We start from the raw sequence: 16,231 nt of genomic DNA, 5'->3' as shown, positions 1-16,231 counted from the left end.
TAGGTTGCCGATGAACGCCACCTCCCCCCTCCCCGCTGCCGCCCTCCCCTGCTTTGGCGAGACCGCGGCGATCCGCTGCGAGCGCGCCGCCGCCGAACTGCGCGCAGGGCGACCGGTGGTGATCACCGAGGGTGACCGCCGCCTCGCCACGATGGCGCTGGACAGCGCCTCGCCGGCCGGCTTCGCCGCGTTCGCGCATGCCGCGGACGACCGCCATTACCTGTTCCTGACCACGCCGCGCGCACGCACGCTGGGCATCGACAGCGCCCACGGCATCCGCATCGCGCTGGCCGGGCAAGGCTTCGAGGCCCTGGCGGCGCTGTCCTACCTGCGCGACACGCCCTCGCCGGACGGCCTCCCAGCGAGGGCGACGCCCTGGATGCGGCGGCCGTGGAAGTGGCGCGCCTGGGCCTGCTGCTGCCGGCGCTGGTATCGACCACCCTGCATGCCGGCGACACGGCATTCGACGCTTGCCTGCACCTGGCGCTGGACGACCTGCGCTGCGGCGCCGCCCAGGCCGGCCAGGACTACGAACTGGTGACCCGCTCGCCGGTGCCACTGCGCGATGTCGGCATGACCGAGTTCGCGGTGTTCCGCGGCGGGGTGGCGCAGCGCGACCAGGTCGCGGTGATCGTCGGCAGCCCCGACCTGCAGGGCGTGGTGCCGGTGCGCGTGCATTCCTCGTGCCTGACCGGCGACCTGTTCGGTTCGCTCAAGTGCGACTGCGGCGACCAGCTGCGGCGCGCGCTGCGCACGCTGAAGGAACTGGGCGGCGGCATCCTGCTGTACCTGGACCAGGAAGGCCGTGGCACCGGCATCGCCGCCAAGATGCGCGCGTATGGCTACCAGCACGAGGGGCTGGACACCATCGACGCAGACGCGCAGTTGGGCTTCGGCGCCGACGAGCGCCGCTACGGCAGCGCCATCGCCATGCTGCGCGGGCTGGGCGTGCAGCGCATCCAGCTGCTGACCAACAACCCCACCAAGGTGCAGCACCTGCGCAATGCCGGCATCGAGGTGCTGGGCAGCATCCCGGTGACCGGCGAGATCACCGCCGAGAACGAGCAGTACCTGCGCACCAAGGCCGCGCGCGCCGGCCACCACCTGGACGTCGACGCGCTGATCATGTCGGCGCAGTAGGCACGGCCGCGGCGCCCGGATGACGGACCTCCCGAGGTGCCTGTATGGTCGCGCCATGATCGAACCTCCCGAGCTCCCCACCCCGCCTTCCACCACCGCTGACTGGCAACCGCTGCCGGCGCGCGGCGCGCCGTTCGCCGCGATCGGCGCGGGGCTGGCATCGATGCTGGTGCTGCTGCTGGCCAGCGGCGTGCTGTCGCTGGTGCTGCGCACCCCCTGGTGGCTGCCGAGCGTGCTGGTCGCCGCCGTTGCCGGCCTGCTGGGCGGTGCCTGGATCGGCTGGCGCCGGCATCGCCGCACATTCTGGCGGCTGGATCCGCAGGCGCTGGGCGTGCGCCGCGGCCACCTGTGGCAGAGCGAGAGCCATGTACCGGTGTCGCGCGTGCAGCACCTGGACCTGCGCCGCGGCCCCCTGCAGCGCGCCGCCAACCTGGCGACGCTGGTCGTGCATACCGCGGGCACGCGGATGAACACCGTCGCCATCGCCGGGCTGGCGCAGGAGGACGCCGAGCACCTGCGCGACCGGCTGGCCCGCCAACTCGACCACGACGACGCGCTGTGAGCATGCCCGACAGCGCGGACGACGCACCGGACCAGCGCCTGCACCCCTGGTCGTGGCTGTTCGAACTGCAGCAGCACCTGCAGCAGTTCCTGCTGCCGCTGGTGGCACTGCTGTTCTTCGGCAGCCGCCGCCAGGACGGCGAATGGCCGTTCCACCTGGTCACCCTCGCGGTACTGCTGGCCATGACCGGCAGCGCGCTGCTGCAGTACCTGACCTACCGCTACCGGATCGGCAGCGATGCGCTGACCGTGCGCAGTGGCATCCTCGAGCGCACCCGCCGCGAAATCCCGTTCGCGCGCATCCACAACGTGGTGGTCCACCAGAACCTGCTGCACCGCCTGTTCGGCGTGGCCGAGCTGCGCCTGGAGTCGGCCGCCGGCGACAAGCCCGAGGCGCAGATGCGGGTGCTGCGGCTGGCGCAGGCGCTGGAGCTGGAACGCCTCATCCGCCAGCGCGGCGAAAGCGCGCCGGCGGCCGTGGACAGCGGGCCCGCCGCTCCGGCCCCGCTGCTCGAACTGCGGCTGCCGGAACTGGTGCGGCTGGGACTGATCTCCAACCGCGCCCTGGTGGTGGCCGCGGCCGCCTGCGGCGCGATCTGGCAGATGTTCCCGCGCGATGTCGCGGAGGAATTCGTCCGCGACCAGGGCCGGCAGGCGGTGGGCTATGCCAGCCAGCTGCAGCTGGGCGCGGTGCCGCTGGCCGGCACCGTCGCGCTGGTCTTGGTGGCCGGACTGCTGCTGATGGCGCTGATGTCCATTGCCCTGGCGATCGTGCAATACCACGGCTTCCGCCTCAGCGAGGCCGAGCGCCGGCTGACCGTCGAACGCGGCTTGCTCAGCCGCTCGCGCAGCAGCGTCGCGCAGCGCCGCATCCAGGCCTGGACCCTGCGCGAAGGCATGCTGCATCGCCTGTTCGGGCGTCGCCAGCTGCGCGTGGACATCGCCAGCGGCGGTGGCCAGGAGCAGCAGGGCCGGGCCCTGAAGGAGCTGGTACCGGTGGCCGCGCCCGCGGCCTGCGACGCATTGCTGCAGCACCTGTTGCCCGCGGTGCAGTGGCCGCCGGCACGATGGCAGGCGGTGTCGATGCGCGGCTGGTGGCGCCTGTGCCTGCCGGCGCTGGTGACCGTTGCCGCGGTGACCGCGCTGGGCTGCCGCCAGTTTGGTGCCTGGGGCCTGCTGCCGCTGCTGTGGCTGCCCTGGTCCGCGCTGCATGCGCATCGCCAGGTCGCGCGCATGGGCTACAGCATCGACTCGCGCCGGGTCGCGATACGCGGTGGCTGGTGGAGCCGCTGGTGGCGGGTGGCCGAGCTGGACAAGCTGCAGGCGCTGCGCCTGGACCGCTCGCCGCTGGACCACTGCTTCGGCACCGCCACCCTCACCTTGGATACCGCCGGCGCCTCCGGCTCGCCGCCGCTGCGGCTGCACTTCCTGGAAGCAGCGCGCGCCCGCGAACTGATGGAGCAGCTGGGGCAGGAGATGGCGCGGCGCCGGCTGCGCTGGTAAGGGCGCGGCGGAGACCGGGGCGCTACGACCGCGACGGCCCCCAGTAGCCCAGCTCGCGGCGGATCTGCAGGCCGCGCCACAGCGCGCCCAGTGGCTTGCGCCCGGGCGTGCCGAGGCGGCCGGCGATGAAGTCCTCGGTGGCGGCGATCACCCGCTCCGCCGAGCGCCCGTCACGATACGGATGGATCGAATCGGCATAGCGGACGATCTCGGCCAGCAAGGCCGGCTCCGGCGACAGTGCGCGCGCCAGCATGTCCGGCAGTTGCCGCGGATCGTCGAAGTCGAGCATGTGCGGCTGCGGCACGCGGTTGCGGAAGGTCACCACCGGCTTGTGCTGGACGACGAACTCCGAAACGATCGACGACGTATCCGAAACCAGCACGTCGGCGGCGCGCTGCGCGGCCATGACCTGTTCGGGCTCGATGAAACGGGCATTGGCGCCGGCCAGCGCGCGGTAACGCTCGAACACTTCCGGCGCGCACTTGGGGTGCAGGGTCAGCAGCCAGTAGCGACCGCCCGCGGCGATGTCGGCGGCGATGCTGTCGTACAGGTGCGGGGCGGCACTGAGGCGCTCGGTGAAGGTGGAGCCGAACAGCACCACCGCGCGGTCGCCGGCCGCTGCGCGCAGGGCGGCGGCCTGCCCGCCATCATCGCGGAACAGCGGGTCGAGTTTCGGCCAGCCGGTTTCCCGCACCACGAAGTGGCGCTCGCGCGTGGCCAGCTCCTGGAACGGCCGCGTCGTCACCGGTCCCTGCGTGCAGTACAGGTCGAACAGGCCGCGCACGCGGAAATGGCCGCGGGCATCCTCGCGTTTCTGCACGTTGAAACCATGGAACAGCTGCACCTTGGCCCCGGCCACGAACGGCGGCACCCAGTTGGCCGCGCTGAGCACCGCGCGCGGCCGCATCGCCAGCGCCTGCTGCAGCCCGATCGACGGCACCCCCTCCAGGGTCGCCCCGGCGGCACCGCCCTCGAACCAGGCCGCGACCGCATGGCCGCCCGCGTGCAACGCCTGCGCCAGAGGCGCGAGAATAGGCAGCGCATAGCGCTCCGTCGCAAACAGCAGGTATCCGGCCATCACCATGTCCTCTTCGACCGCTCCCACCGAACGGCCTCGCATCACGGCCTGCATTATCGCGTTCAACGAAGCCGCACGCATCGGCGACTGCCTGGCCTCGCTGGCCTTCTGCGACGAGATCGTGGTGGTGGACTCATACTCCAGCGACGCCACCGTGGCCATCGCCGAAGCGGCGGGCGCACGGGTGCTGCAGCGCGCGTTCGACGGATTCCGCAGCCAGAAGGCGTACTGCGTGGAGCAGGCCCGCCACGACTGGGTGCTGTGCCTGGACGCCGACGAGCGGGTAAGCCCCGAACTGCGGCACGCCATCGAGCAGGCGCGCGACACCGGATTCAACGGCGCGGCCGGCTACCGGTTCGCCCGCCTGTCCGAATACTTCGGCCGGTTCCTGCGCCATGGCAACGCTTACCCCGACCGCGTGCTGCGCCTGTTCGACCGCCGCCGCGGCGGCTGGCGCGGCGCGCGCGAGATCCACGAGGCGGCCACTGTCGATGGCCCGGTGCGCACGCTGCGCGGCGACCTGGTCCACTACCCCTACCGCTCATTCGAGCAGCAGCTGGCCAAGACCCAGCGCTACGCACGGATGATGGCCGAGCACGAGTTCGCCCGCGGCAAGCGCGCTACCCTGGGCAAGCTGGTGCTGGCGCCGGCGTGGCGCTTCTGGCGCGGCTGGCTGCTGCGCGGCGGCTTCCGCGACGGCTGGCACGGCCTGGTGTACGCCTACGTGCGCGCCAACTACGTGCGGCAGAAGACCATCATGCTGTGGCTGCTGCAGAACGGCCGGAACGTGGCCGATCCGCCGCGCGATCAGCCCTGAACGGGCTGCCGGCGCCCACTCTGGCGCTGCCCGGCCTGGCGCTGCCCGTCCTGCGGGCGGTAGCGCGCGGAGGCCGTCACCAGCGACAGGCCGGCCAGTACCCCCACCAGGGTGGCGTAGGTACTCACGGTTATCTGGTGGGCGAACATCGACTGGGTGACCCCACATAGCAGGTAGGCGACCACCAGCATCACCCCGGCCGCGGCGGGGCCACGGAACCCACCGATGCCGCTGTGGCGGTGCAGGTGGATGAAGATCCACAGCGGCAGGCCATAGATGCACAGCAGCAACAGCAGGCCCGGGATGCCCTGGGTCGCGCCCCATTCGGCAACGTCGTTGTGCGCATGCCCCAGATGGCAGCGCGCCTCCACCGCCTGCGGCAGGCGGCACTCCGGCAGGCGCTGCATGGCGGTATCGAACCTGCCGATACCCACGCCCGTCCACGGGTGCTCGCGGAACGTGTCCCATGCCACCTGCAGCCGCTCCAGGCGTGCGCCGGCCGACGAATCCACATCCCCGGCCTCGATGCGCTGCACGTCGCTGTGCAGCTCGCTCAGGCGGGTCAGCTCGCGCAGTTGCGGGACCGCCAGCACCAGGGTTGCCGCGACCAGCAGCAGCCCGCCCAGCCAGGCCAGGCGCAGGCGCCCGCTGCCACGGCGGATCGACAGCGCCATCGCCACCAGCAGCGCAAGCAGCGCCGGCCATACGCCCCGGCTGCCACTGAGCAGGATCACCGTGCCGCCCGCCGCCATGCCCAGCGCGATCCAGCCCCAGCGCCCGGGCGGGCGGCAGAACACCAGTACGATCATCAGCACCAGGGTGACGTCGGCCAGCACGATGGCGTTGGTCCAGGCCTCGGCTCGCGCCCAGCCATGGGTCACCTGGTAAACGGCGATGGCCAAGGTCGCGAACAGGCCGAACAGCGCCCCCCACCACAACATTTCCTGGCGGGGACGCAAGGCGTACACCCAGAGCAGTACCCAGGGCATGGCCAGGAAGCGGGTACGGTAGCCCTCGTCCCTGAACATCCCCACCGAATGCAACGACGACACCAGTGCGGAGACCAGCGCCGCCAGGGCCAGGGCCAGCAGCAGGCCGCCGACGACACCGGTGCGCACGCGCCACAGGTCGGAGATCCCACGGGCGCTGGTGAACAGCAGCACCAGGGCAAACGGCAGCACGTTGAAGGGCGTGCTCACCATGGCCGCCGGCAACAGGAACAGTCCTGCCGATGCCAGCATGCCCAATGCGTCTTTCCGCTCAAGACCTGGGGTCGCGGTATACGTCAGATTGCGTGCCATCCTTGCGACTCTGGGGCCAACGCCATGAATCATTCCCTACCAGAAACGCTGCCGAACCCCTCCACGGCCCCTGAATCCGTGCATGCGACCCGCGACTTTGGTAACCGGTGGACGATATCACGCCTGTATCATTCGCCTTAACAGGCCGCCCTTCCGGTGATATCTCCCCCATGAAACGCATCCTGGTCACCGGCGGTGCCGGCTTCCTCGGTTCGCACCTGTGCGACCGGCTGGTCGGCAACGGCCACGACGTGCTCTGCGTCGACAATTTCTTCACCGGCAACAAGCGCAACGTCGCGCACCTGCTGGGCAACCCCGGCTTCGAGCTGATGCGCCACGACGTGACGTTCCCGCTCTACGTCGAGGTCGACCGCATCTTCAACCTCGCCTGCCCGGCCTCGCCGGTTCACTACCAGCACGACCCGGTGCAGACCACCAAGACCAGCGTGCACGGGGCGATCAACATGCTGGGCCTGGCCAAGCGCCTGGACGCACGCATCCTGCAGGCGTCCACCAGCGAGGTCTACGGCGACCCGGAAGTACACCCGCAGCAGGAAGGCTATTGGGGCCGGGTCAATCCGATCGGCATGCGCAGCTGCTACGACGAGGGCAAGCGCTGCGCCGAGACGCTGTTCTTCGACTACTTCCGCCAGCACGGGCTGGACATCAAGGTGGTGCGCATCTTCAACACCTACGGCCCGCGCATGCATCCCAGCGACGGCCGGGTGGTCAGCAACTTCATCGTGCAGGCGCTCAGGGGCGAGGACATCACCATCTACGGCGACGGCAGCCAGACCCGCAGCTTCTGCTACGTGGACGACCTGATCGAGGCCATGCTGCGCATGATGGAAAGCGAGCGCGGCTTCACCGGGCCGGTCAACATCGGCAACCCCGGTGAGTTCACCATGCTGGAACTGGCCGAAAAGGTGATCTCGCTGGTCGGCGGCCGCTCCAGGCTGGTGTTCCAGCCGCTGCCGGAGGACGACCCCAGGCAGCGCCAGCCGGACATCGCCCTGGCCCGGTCCAGCCTGGACTGGGAACCGAAAGTGGCACTGGACGACGGCCTCAGGGAGACCATCGCCTACTTCCGCCAGGTGCTGGCGGCATGAGCACCGCGGCCACCACATTCTCGGTCGTCATCACCAGCTACAACTACCTCCCGTTCGTGGTGGAGGCGGTGGAGAGCGCGCTTGCGCAGACGCGGCCGGCCGCGCAGGTCATCGTCGTCGACGATGGTTCCAGCGACGGCTCGCCGGCGCTGCTGCAGCAGCGCTACGGCGCCGATCCGCGGGTGACCCTGCTGTTCGGCGAGAACGAGGGGCAGCTGGCCGCGTTCCAGCGCGGCGTGGCCGCCGCCAGCGCCGACGTGGTCTGCTTCCTGGACGCCGACGACCGCTGGAAACCGCGGTACCTGGAGCAGATCGGCGCGGTCTACGACGCGCGGCGCGACGTCGACTTCGTGTTCAGCGACCTGCAGACCTTCGGCATCGACAACCAGGACATCCTGTACGAGGACAGCAAGAGCCCGATCGACCTGGGCTACACCGCGATCAGCACCTACTTCTTCGTCACCTGGTACGGCGCCCCGACCTCGGCGCTCTCGCTGCGCCGGCGCTGGGCGGACACCGTGCTGGACCTGCCACCCAGCTTCCGCAAACAGTGGAAGCTGTGCGCCGATGCCTGCCTGGTCCACGGCGCCAGCATCCTCGGCGCGCGCAAGTACTACCTGCCCACCGGCTGCGTCGAATACCGGACCCACGGCAGCAACGGCTGGTGGGCGACCCGCCAGCAGCCGGCATCGCTGCACCTCAACGGCCTGCGCAACTACGGGATCGTCCGCCACTACGCCTGGCGCAGCGGGCTGGACGACAACTGCTGCGTGCTGAGCAAAACCGAGTACCGCACCAAGCCCGCACCGACGCGCAAGGAACGCAAACGCTACGCGTCGCTGGCGCTGCGCGGCGATGCGCCGTGGTGGAAGCGCTACGAGCGCGCGGCCAGCATCCTGCTCGGCCACAGGCGCGGCCGCTGACGGCCGGCCGCCGGCAGGACAGCGCGCGGCGCGGCCGGGGTCAGGACACCGCGCGGGGGCGGACGCGCCCGGGCAGGTTGTGCAGGAACCAGCGCACGTCGAGCTTCAGGCGGTAACCCTCCCGGGCCAGCCAGCGCCACGGCCCGACCGGTTCCTTCGCCCCGGTGCGGGCCTGGATGATCGACTCGAAGCTCTCGTCGCTGCTGACCAGCCCCGGCTTCAGACCCAGGCATTCCACGCCGTGCAGCCAGGCCAGGTCCATGTAGTCGTCGACCGCGACGATCCACTCGTCCGCATGCTCCAGGAACCGCGCCGCCGCCGGGGCCAGGTAGTAGCCGAAGGTGCACAGTGGGCTGCGCCAGTAGCGGTGGAGGACGAAATCGCCGACGCGGCACCAGGGCTCGCTGGACCGGTCGGCGGCATGCAGACGGAAGTACCCGACATCCTGCGGCAGCTGATCCAGGTCGGCCAGCAGCGCGGGCAGGCGCGGGTCGATCGCGATGTCGTCTTCCAGCACCAGCATCGGCTGTCCGCTTTCCACGCAGCGTTGCCAGAGCAGGTAGTGGCTGGCCCAGCAGCCGATCTCGCCGGGGCGGAACGGCCTGCCCTTGCGCAGCAGCCGCTTCTTTTCGGCCACATGCGCGAACAGGGGGTGCGGCTGGCGCCCGTTCACCGCCTCGAAAAACTGGAACCGCAGCCCCAGCGCGGTCGCCTGGCGCTGCATCGATGCCCGCCGGTCGGCCGATGCGGGCAGGTTGATGACGTATATCGGCAGTTCGCTGCAGGGCCGAGACATGGGAGGCACTTCTGGATTCGGGGAAACGGACTGCGGCGCAGCAGGCAACGCCTGCCGGCCTGCGCGTGCGGACCAGGCAACCCCCGCTCCAGCGTCACGCAACTCTGGTTGCCTGGCTGGGCGGGGTTTCACAGGGCCCGCACACTTCTTCACAAGCATTGCACGGCAACTGGAAAGCGAACGTAAATGCGCGTTCCGTGATGATGAACACATTCAACAAGCCCGGGCCGGGCCCGGCTAGCCGCGCTTCAGCAGCCGCGCATGGAAGAAGCCATCGCCATCCTGTTCACCGGGCAGGCGCTGCCGCGTCCCGGCATCGCCATGGCCAAACGCGTCCGGCAGCGCGTCGATGCGCGCATCGGCCGTCCGCGCCAGGAAGGACGCGATCTGCTGCTGGTTCTCGCGACGCAGGATCGAGCAGGTGGCGTACACCAGCACGCCGCCGGGCGCCACCACCGGCCACAGCGCATCGAGCAGCCGCGCCTGCTGGGCGACCAGCGCGTCGATGTCGGCGGGGCGCCGGTGCAGCAGCACGTCGGGCTGGCGACGGACCACGCCGGTGGCCGAACACGGGGCATCCAGCAGCACCGCGTCGAACGGCTCGCCGTCCCACCATGCGGCGCAATCGGCCGCGTCCGCCGCCCGCACCTGCGCCGACGCACCGACCCCGGTACGGTTGAAGGTCTCGCGGATGCGCTGCAGGCGCCGCGCGTCCACGTCCAGCGCCAGCAGCCGCAGGCCGGGATCACGTTCCAGCAGGTGCGCCGCCTTGCCACCCGGGGCGGCGCAGGCGTCCAGTACCCGCGCGCCGCGCGCGGGCGCCAGCGCGTCGGCCACCTGCTGCGCCGACAGGTCCTGCACCGACACCGCGCCCTCGCCGAAACCCGGCAGGCTGGCGACCGGCACCGCGACCGGCAGGCGGATCGCGTCGGCGGCCAGGGCCGACCCTTCCGCTTCGATACCGGCCTCGTGCAACAGGGCGAGATAGGCGTCGCGCGCATGGCGCTGGCGGTTGACCCGCAGCCACAGCGGCGCCGGCCGCAGGCTCGCGGCGAACACCGCCTCGGCCTGCGCCGGCCAGTCGCGGCGCACATGCTCCTGCAGCCAGACCGGCCATGCGTCCTCGGCACGGACCTCGGGGAAACCTTCACGTTGCGCCCGGCGCAGCACCGCGTTGACCAGCCCGGCCTGGCGCTCGCGTCCGAGCGCGCGCGCCGCGTCCACCGTGGCCGACAGCGCCGCATGGGCCGGCAGCTGCAACGCATCGAGCTGCGCGAAGCCGGCCAGCAGCAGCCCCTTCAGGTCGGCATCGCGCGCGCCCAGGGGCTTCTGCAGCCATTGCCGCAGCGCCTGTTCGTAGAGGGCGTGGCGACGCAGCGCGGCGAAACAGATCGCCTCCAGCAGGGCGCGGTCACGGCCATCGTCCAGCTGCGGCAGCATTGCCGCCAGCTCGGCCTTCAACGAACGGCCGCGGCCGGCCACCGCCGCCAGCACCTTGGCCGCCAGCACGCGCGTCTGCACGCCCGGTTGTTGCGCGACGCCGCCCTTCCACGGCCCGGATGCCGAAACCACCATCCGCTCAGCCCTCCACCGGCAGGTCGCGGCGGGCATTGAGGTAGTCGGCGGCGGTGATCGCCTTGCCGCCCTCGCGCTGCACCACGCGCAGGCGCAGGGCACCCTGGCCGCAGGCGATGTCGATGCCCTCGCGGGAGGCGCCGATCACCGTGCCTGGCGCCTTGCCGCGGTTGTCGTCGATGGCCACCGCGCCGTGGATGCGCACGCGCTCGCCGGCCAGCATGGCCTCGGCCACCGGCCACGGGTTGAAGGCGCGCACCCGCCGCGCCAGCGCCGCGGCGTCCTGGCTCCAGTCCAGCCGCGCCTCGGCCTTGTCGAGCTTGTGCGCATAGGTGACCCCGGCCTCGGGCTGCGGCTGCGCCACCGGCTTGAGGCCCGCGCGCAGCAGCCCCAGGCCATCGGACAGCACCCGCGCGCCCATCTCGGCCAGGCGGTCGTGCAGCAGGCCGCCGGTATCGGTGTCGGCGATGGCGGTGTGCTGGCGCAACAGCACCGGCCCGGTATCCAGCCCGGCTTCCATCTGCATCAGGCAGACCCCGGTCTCGCTGTCGCCAGCCTCGATCGCCCGCTGGATCGGCGCCGCGCCACGCCAGCGCGGCAGCAGCGAGGCGTGCACGTTCCAGCAACCATGGGTGGGGATGGCGAGCACCGCCCTGGGCAGGATCAGGCCGTAGGCGACCACGACCATCAGGTCCGGCTGCAGGTCGCGCAGTTGCTGCTGGGCCTCGGGGGTCTTCAGGCTCTCCGGCTGGAACACCGGAATGCCGCGGGCGATGGCATCGAGCTTGACCGGCGACGGCATCAGCCCACGGCCGCGGCCGGCCGGGCGATCGGGCTGGGTGTAGACCGCGACCACCTCGTGGTGGCGCGCGGCCGCGCCGAGCGAGGCGACGGCGAACTCCGGCGTACCGGCAAAAACGATTCTCATGGCAATCCAACTCCCGGAAAGAACGACGGCGCCGGGGTCGGCGCCGTGCGCTGCGCTGGTGCGCGCCCGGCCAGGCCGGGGGCGCGGCTCAGGCGACGTGCTTGCGCTGTTTGGCCAGCTTCTTGCGCACCATTTCGCGCTTGAGCGGCGAGAGGTAATCGATGAACAGCTTGCCGTCCAGGTGGTCCATCTCGTGCTGGATGCAGGTGGCCAGCAGGCCATCGGCCGCCAGTTCCTGCGCCTTGCCCTCGCGGTCGAGGAAACGCACCACGATGCTGTCGGCACGGGTCACGTCGGCATAGATGCCGGGCACCGACAGGCAGCCTTCCTGGTAGACCCGGCCGCCTTCGCTGGCGCTGGCGATCTGCGGGTTGATGAACACCTGCGGCGCGTCGTGCTCCTCGCTGACGTCGATCACCATGAAACGCTTGTGCACGTCCACCTGGCTGGCGGCCAGGCCGATGCCGGGGGCGTCGTACATGGTCTGGAACATGTCGTCGAGCAGCTGCTGGAACGCCGGGGTGGTCACTTCGGCAGGGTCGACCGGGACCGCCTTGGTGCGCAGCCGCGGGTCGGGGAATTCGAGAATGGGCAGGAGGGCCATGGGGTGCACCGGAATGGGGATGCCGCACAATTCGGCAGGACGTCCCAATTCTAGCGCCTGCGCTTGCCCCGCGCCCCGGGTTCTGCACTATAGTGCGCGAACCTGTTGGGGAATCAGGCAGATCGCAGCCATGCTGAAACAAATACGTACGGTCGCCGCCGTCGCGTTGCTGACCGTTACGACCTATGCCGTGGCGGTCGAGACGGGCGCCACCCATCCGGACACCTACGTGGTGCGCAAGGGCGACACGCTCTGGGACATCGCCGCCCGTTTCCTGAAGAAGCCGTGGCTTTGGCCGGAAATCTGGCAGGCCAACCCGCAGGTCAAGAATCCGCACCTGATCTACCCGGGCGACGTGCTGAGCCTGGCCTATCTGGACCGGGTGACGCCGCAGGGCAGCATCCAGCCGGGCAAGCGCGACGAAGCGCCGATCAATGCGATCCCGCTGGCGCAGGTTGAACCGTTCCTGAAGAACCTGACCGTCATGGACAGCTTCAAGCAGCTGCCCTACGTGGTCGGCCTGGAAGACAACCGCATGCGCGCCAGCGCCGGGCAGCAGGCCTATGTGCGCGGCCTGCAGGGCGCACAGGCCGGCCAGCGCTATGCCGTGCTGCGGCCCACGGTGCGGTACGGCCAGCCCAAGCCCAGCGACGACCTGGACGAGCGCGGCAACGTGACCCCGTTCACCGGCGACCTGTGGCGGAGCTACGTGGCCAGCAGCGACCGCCACGAACTGCTGGGCTACGAGCTGGCCCAGGTCGCCACCGGCACGGTCACCCGCGTCGGCAACGGCGAGCACGAGACCAGCACCCTGCTGCTGCAGGCCAGCGGCCGCGAAGTGCGCGCCGGCGACCGCCTGGTCCCGGTGCAGGCCAGCCCCTACGACCTGCAGTTCGTGCCGCACGCCCCCAGCGCGGCGGTCGCGGACGGCCACCTGCGCGTCCTGGCCGTGGCCGACGCCCTCACCTCGGGCGGTCCGCGCGACGTCATCGCCATTTCCGGCGGCGCCCGCGACGGCATCGACAACGGCACCGTGTTCTCGGTCTGGCGCAGCGGCCGCCATGTCACCGACCGCGTGACCGGCATGGCCACGTCGCGCACCGACGACGGGCTCAAGCCCGGTGCTGGCCGCGTGTCGCTGCCGGCCGAGTATGCGGCGCACGCCATGGTGTTCCGCACCTTCGACCGGGTCAGCTATGCGCTGGTGATGGAAGGCACCAAGCCGGCGCGCGTGGGTTACGAGCTCAAGCATCCGGACGCGCAGTAGGCGGCGCGGCGTAATCCGATGCAGCAGCACGACGGCGCCCGAGGGCGCCGTCGTCGTTTCCGGGCCAGCATCCGCGCATGCCCGCCTTTCCCGACCCTGCCGGCGCGTGCGCAGACGAAGCCCAGGCGCTGCTGGCGCTGGTGCTGGCCGGCGGCAGCGCCCGGCCGCTGCGTGATCTGCTCGACCACTGCGGCAGCGCACGCCACGCGCTGGCTGCCGGGCGCCCCGCGTGGCAGGCCGTCGGCCTGGACCGGCAGCAGGCGCAGGCGCTGGTCGCGCCGGCACCGGCGCGCATGGCGCAGGCACGTCGCTGGCTGGAGCATCCGCGCCACCACCTGCTCGGCTGGGGCGATGAGGACTACCCGCCCCTGCTGCGGCGTTGCCCGAATCCCCCGCTGGCCCTGTTCGTCGATGGCGACCCGGCCTGCCTGTGGCAGCCGGCCATCGCCATCGTCGGCAGCCGCAATCCCAGCGCAGGGGGCTGCGACAACGCCTACGCGTTCGCGCGCGAACTGTCGGCGGGCGGGCTGGCGATCGGCAGCGGCCTGGCCGCCGGCATCGACGCCGCCGCCCACCGTGCCGCGCTGGATGCCGGCGGTGCCACGTTCGCGGTGATCGGCACCGGCCCGGACCTGGCGTACCCACGCCGCCATGCCCCGCTCCAGGAGCAGGTCGCCGCGACCGGCGCGGTGGTCAGCGAGTACCCGCCCGGCACGCCACCGCGCAACGGCCAGTTTCCCGCCCGCAACCGGCTGCTCGCCGCGCTGTGCCTGGGCACGGTGGTGGTCGAAGCCGCCGCGCGCTCCGGCGCGCTGATCACCGCGCGGCTGGCGGCCGAAGCCGGTCGTGAAGTGTTCGCGGTGCCCGGATCGATCGGCAACGCCATGGCGTGCGGCTGCCATCGCCTGATACGCGACGGTGCAATCCTGGTGACACAACCGGCGGACATTGTGGAAGGCGTGGCCAATCTGGCCGGCGAACTGGCGGGCGCCTTGCAAAACCGGTTACTGACCCCCATCCCTGAGGCCCCGGGCAGCCCTTGCCCGGCCCCCACCCCACCGGATCCGGACTACCAGTGCTTGTGGAATGCGCTGGGTTACGACCCAACCGGTATGGATTCGTTGATCAGGCGCACTGGATTGACGGCCAGCAGGCTGTCATCCATGCTGCTGGTCATGGAACTGGAAGGGAAGGTGTCGTCCGCATACGGCTGCTACACCCGCACCTGAGGTTCCTTCACCTCCACAGCGCCGCATGGCGCAGGCCGAGGCAATGAAAGAGAGCATCCTGGACGTCCTGCTGTATCTGTTCGAACACTATTTCAGCGAGGACGCCGATCTCATCCGAGACCGCGACTCCCTGCAGAACGGCCTGATCCAGGCCGGTTTCAGCCCCACCGAGATCAGCAAGGCCTTCGACTGGCTCGATGCCCTGGCCGAGCAGCGCCCGGCCGTGGGCCAGGCGCGGGTGGACGGGCCGGTACGCATCTTCCATGGCCCGGAGCTGGACAAGCTGGACGTGGAGAGCCGCGGGTTCCTGCTGTTCCTGGAACAGCACGGCATCCTCGATGCCGACCAGCGCGAACTGGTGCTGGACCGGGCGATGGCGCTGGACCAGGACGAACTGGACCTGGACGACCTCAAGTGGGTGGTGCTGATGGTGCTGTTCAACCAGCCGGGCGCGGAAGCCGCCTATGCGTGGATGGAAACGCAGATGTTCGTCGACGAGCCCGAGCCGCTGCACTGAGGATCGACGGCGTGGCGCATCACGCCACCGTGAGCGCCCGCGCGGCGCTGGCGACCCCGCCGCCCGACTCCTGGCGGCACGCCGGGCCCGCCGGTGCAGGCGCGGGTAGCGGAAAGGACATCCCTGCGCGCCACGACGCGCCCCACCCTGGACAGCCACAAGGAGTCCCCGTGAGCCAGTGGTTCTATGCCGAGGGCAACCGCGAACGCCGCGGCCCCCTGCCCGCAGCGAGCATCGTCGAGCTGTTCCGCTCCAACCGCATCGCCGGCGACACCCTGGTCTGGCGCGAGGGCGCCAGCGACTGGCGGCCACTGGCCGACTTCGCCGCCGAGCTCGGCCTGGACATGCCCGCGGGCCAATCCTCCGCGCCGCCGCTACCACCGCCGGTGCAACAGGCACCTATCGTCGCTCCGGCGCCGCCACGGCCCGGACTGTCCGGGTGCGCCGTGGCCGGCATCATCGCCGCGGTTGCGGGCGTCGCGCTGCTGGCGATCGGCGGCATTCTGGCCGCCATCGCCATACCCACCTACAACAGCTACCTGACCCGCGCGAAGGTGACCGCGGCGTGGGCGCAGCTGCAGCCACTCACCCAGGACGTGGCGCGGTTCGCCAGCGCCAGCGGCCACTGCCCGGTCAACGGCGACAGTGGCTTCCACAGCCCGGAAAGCTACGCCGCCGGCGATGTCGCAAGCGCGCGCATCGGCCGTTTCGAGAACGGCCACTGCGGCGTGGAGGCGCGTTTCCAGGTGCCCGGCAGGCAGGCGCTTGACGGCAAGCACCTCTGGCTCGACTACGATACGCAGACCGCCACCTGGACATGCCGGTCCGACGTGGCGGACCAACATCTGCCAGCCCAGTGCCGCGGCTGAGCCGGGACGCACAC

At 70.9% G+C, this 16,231-nt stretch carries 15 protein-coding genes and 1 pseudogene; 10 read left to right on the top strand and 6 right to left on the bottom strand.

Features of this window, described 5'->3' with window-relative positions:
* Positions 1 to 10 precede the first annotated feature (10 nt).
* From B1L07_01650 to B1L07_01640, 3 genes and pseudogenes are all read left to right on the top strand, one after another.
* A pseudogene (locus B1L07_01650) lies at positions 11 to 1,140 on the top strand (GTP cyclohydrolase).
* A 55-nt stretch (positions 1,141 to 1,195) separates the two neighbouring features.
* On the top strand, positions 1,196 to 1,702 hold the full coding sequence (locus B1L07_01645; GenBank protein AUZ54049.1) for a hypothetical protein: 507 nt from the start codon (positions 1,196 to 1,198) through the stop codon (positions 1,700 to 1,702).
* A gap of 2 nt (positions 1,703 to 1,704) precedes the next feature.
* On the top strand, positions 1,705 to 3,204 hold the full coding sequence (locus tag B1L07_01640) for a hypothetical protein (protein AUZ54048.1): 1,500 nt from the start codon (positions 1,705 to 1,707) through the stop codon (positions 3,202 to 3,204).
* Between the two features lie 22 nt (positions 3,205 to 3,226).
* On the opposite strand, the gene B1L07_01635 is transcribed toward B1L07_01640, so the two are convergent.
* Entirely contained in the window at positions 3,227 to 4,282 is a 1,056-nt protein-coding gene (locus B1L07_01635) for a CDP-glycerol glycerophosphotransferase (GenBank protein ID AUZ56398.1), read from the bottom strand.
* Positions 4,283 to 4,286: 4 nt separating this feature from the next.
* Here B1L07_01635 and B1L07_01630 point away from each other — a divergent pair, with 4 nt between their 5' ends.
* On the top strand, positions 4,287 to 5,099 hold the full coding sequence (locus B1L07_01630) for a lipopolysaccharide biosynthesis protein (protein ID AUZ54047.1): 813 nt from the start codon (positions 4,287 to 4,289) through the stop codon (positions 5,097 to 5,099).
* On the opposite strand, the gene B1L07_01625 is transcribed toward B1L07_01630, so the two are convergent.
* Positions 5,090 to 6,340: a polymerase gene (locus tag B1L07_01625; GenBank protein ID AUZ54046.1), complete on the bottom strand. Its 1,251-nt coding sequence runs from the start codon at positions 6,338 to 6,340 to the stop codon at positions 5,090 to 5,092. The two genes, B1L07_01630 and B1L07_01625, sit on opposite strands and share 10 nt — an antisense overlap.
* A gap of 230 nt (positions 6,341 to 6,570) precedes the next feature.
* On the opposite strand from B1L07_01625, the gene B1L07_01620 reads away from it, so the two are divergent.
* Together B1L07_01620 and B1L07_01615 are read left to right on the top strand one after the other, a co-directional pair.
* Positions 6,571 to 7,509 (top strand): NAD-dependent dehydratase, encoded by a 939-nt coding sequence (locus B1L07_01620; GenBank protein ID AUZ54045.1) that lies wholly within the window; start codon positions 6,571 to 6,573, stop codon positions 7,507 to 7,509.
* Complete coding sequence (locus B1L07_01615) at positions 7,506 to 8,432, top strand: glycosyl transferase family 2 (GenBank protein AUZ54044.1); 927 nt, start codon at positions 7,506 to 7,508, stop codon at positions 8,430 to 8,432. The genes B1L07_01620 and B1L07_01615 overlap by 4 nt, the downstream gene beginning before the upstream one ends.
* A gap of 40 nt (positions 8,433 to 8,472) precedes the next feature.
* Here the strand turns inward: B1L07_01615 and B1L07_01610 are convergent, their stop codons facing one another.
* From B1L07_01610 to B1L07_01595, 4 genes are all read right to left on the bottom strand, one after another.
* A complete protein-coding gene (locus B1L07_01610) occupies positions 8,473 to 9,228 on the bottom strand; it encodes a hypothetical protein (GenBank protein AUZ54043.1) in 756 nt (251 codons plus the stop codon).
* A 237-nt stretch (positions 9,229 to 9,465) separates the two neighbouring features.
* On the bottom strand, positions 9,466 to 10,803 hold the full coding sequence (locus B1L07_01605) for a 16S rRNA (cytosine(967)-C(5))-methyltransferase (protein ID AUZ54042.1): 1,338 nt from the start codon (positions 10,801 to 10,803) through the stop codon (positions 9,466 to 9,468).
* A gap of 4 nt (positions 10,804 to 10,807) precedes the next feature.
* The gene (locus B1L07_01600; GenBank protein AUZ54041.1) at positions 10,808 to 11,731 is read right to left on the bottom strand and encodes a methionyl-tRNA formyltransferase; all 924 of its coding nucleotides are present in this window, start codon (positions 11,729 to 11,731) and stop codon (positions 10,808 to 10,810) included.
* A gap of 88 nt (positions 11,732 to 11,819) precedes the next feature.
* A complete protein-coding gene (locus tag B1L07_01595) occupies positions 11,820 to 12,335 on the bottom strand; it encodes a peptide deformylase (protein ID AUZ54040.1) in 516 nt (171 codons plus the stop codon).
* Between the two features lie 130 nt (positions 12,336 to 12,465).
* Here B1L07_01595 and B1L07_01590 point away from each other — a divergent pair, with 130 nt between their 5' ends.
* The 4 genes from B1L07_01590 (at position 12,466) to B1L07_01575 (ending at position 16,217) form a co-directional block, all read left to right on the top strand.
* Positions 12,466 to 13,602, top strand: coding sequence for a peptidoglycan-binding protein LysM (locus B1L07_01590; GenBank protein AUZ54039.1), 1,137 nt, complete (start codon positions 12,466 to 12,468; stop codon positions 13,600 to 13,602).
* Between the two features lie 77 nt (positions 13,603 to 13,679).
* Positions 13,680 to 14,831, top strand: a complete 1,152-nt coding sequence (locus tag B1L07_01585; protein ID AUZ54038.1) for a DNA protecting protein DprA — start codon at positions 13,680 to 13,682, stop codon at positions 14,829 to 14,831.
* Between the two features lie 43 nt (positions 14,832 to 14,874).
* The gene (locus tag B1L07_01580) at positions 14,875 to 15,348 is read left to right on the top strand and encodes a hypothetical protein (GenBank protein ID AUZ56397.1); all 474 of its coding nucleotides are present in this window, start codon (positions 14,875 to 14,877) and stop codon (positions 15,346 to 15,348) included.
* Between the two features lie 170 nt (positions 15,349 to 15,518).
* Positions 15,519 to 16,217 carry a pilus assembly protein PilA gene (locus B1L07_01575; protein AUZ54037.1) on the top strand — a complete coding sequence of 233 codons (699 nt, stop codon included), beginning with the start codon at positions 15,519 to 15,521 and terminating at the stop codon, positions 16,215 to 16,217.
* Positions 16,218 to 16,231 lie beyond the last annotated feature (14 nt).

The organism is Stenotrophomonas acidaminiphila (genome assembly GCA_002951995.1).
GTDB classification, from domain to species: Bacteria; Pseudomonadota; Gammaproteobacteria; order Xanthomonadales; family Xanthomonadaceae; genus Stenotrophomonas; species Stenotrophomonas acidaminiphila_A.
Note: the sequence above shows the minus strand (reverse complement) of the source record. Positions and strands in the feature narration are given on the sequence as shown.

Excerpts from the sequence above, each read along its gene's own strand:
- B1L07_01645 (AUZ54049.1), top strand. The coding sequence starts at position 1,196 with ATGATCGAACCTCCCGAGCTCCCCACCCCGCCTTCCACCACCGCTGAC.
- B1L07_01640 (AUZ54048.1), top strand. The coding sequence starts at position 1,705 with ATGCCCGACAGCGCGGACGACGCACCGGACCAGCGCCTGCACCCCTGG.
- B1L07_01635 (AUZ56398.1), bottom strand. The coding sequence starts at position 4,282 with ATGGCCGGATACCTGCTGTTTGCGACGGAGCGCTATGCGCTGCCTATT.
- B1L07_01630 (AUZ54047.1), top strand. The coding sequence starts at position 4,287 with ATGTCCTCTTCGACCGCTCCCACCGAACGGCCTCGCATCACGGCCTGC.
- B1L07_01625 (AUZ54046.1), bottom strand. The coding sequence starts at position 6,340 with ATGCTGGCATCGGCAGGACTGTTCCTGTTGCCGGCGGCCATGGTGAGC.
- B1L07_01620 (AUZ54045.1), top strand. The coding sequence starts at position 6,571 with ATGAAACGCATCCTGGTCACCGGCGGTGCCGGCTTCCTCGGTTCGCAC.
- B1L07_01615 (AUZ54044.1), top strand. The coding sequence starts at position 7,506 with ATGAGCACCGCGGCCACCACATTCTCGGTCGTCATCACCAGCTACAAC.
- B1L07_01610 (AUZ54043.1), bottom strand. The coding sequence starts at position 9,228 with ATGTCTCGGCCCTGCAGCGAACTGCCGATATACGTCATCAACCTGCCC.
- B1L07_01605 (AUZ54042.1), bottom strand. The coding sequence starts at position 10,803 with ATGGTGGTTTCGGCATCCGGGCCGTGGAAGGGCGGCGTCGCGCAACAA.
- B1L07_01600 (AUZ54041.1), bottom strand. The coding sequence starts at position 11,731 with ATGAGAATCGTTTTTGCCGGTACGCCGGAGTTCGCCGTCGCCTCGCTC.
- B1L07_01595 (AUZ54040.1), bottom strand. The coding sequence starts at position 12,335 with ATGGCCCTCCTGCCCATTCTCGAATTCCCCGACCCGCGGCTGCGCACC.
- B1L07_01590 (AUZ54039.1), top strand. The coding sequence starts at position 12,466 with ATGCTGAAACAAATACGTACGGTCGCCGCCGTCGCGTTGCTGACCGTT.
- B1L07_01585 (AUZ54038.1), top strand. The coding sequence starts at position 13,680 with ATGCCCGCCTTTCCCGACCCTGCCGGCGCGTGCGCAGACGAAGCCCAG.
- B1L07_01580 (AUZ56397.1), top strand. The coding sequence starts at position 14,875 with ATGAAAGAGAGCATCCTGGACGTCCTGCTGTATCTGTTCGAACACTAT.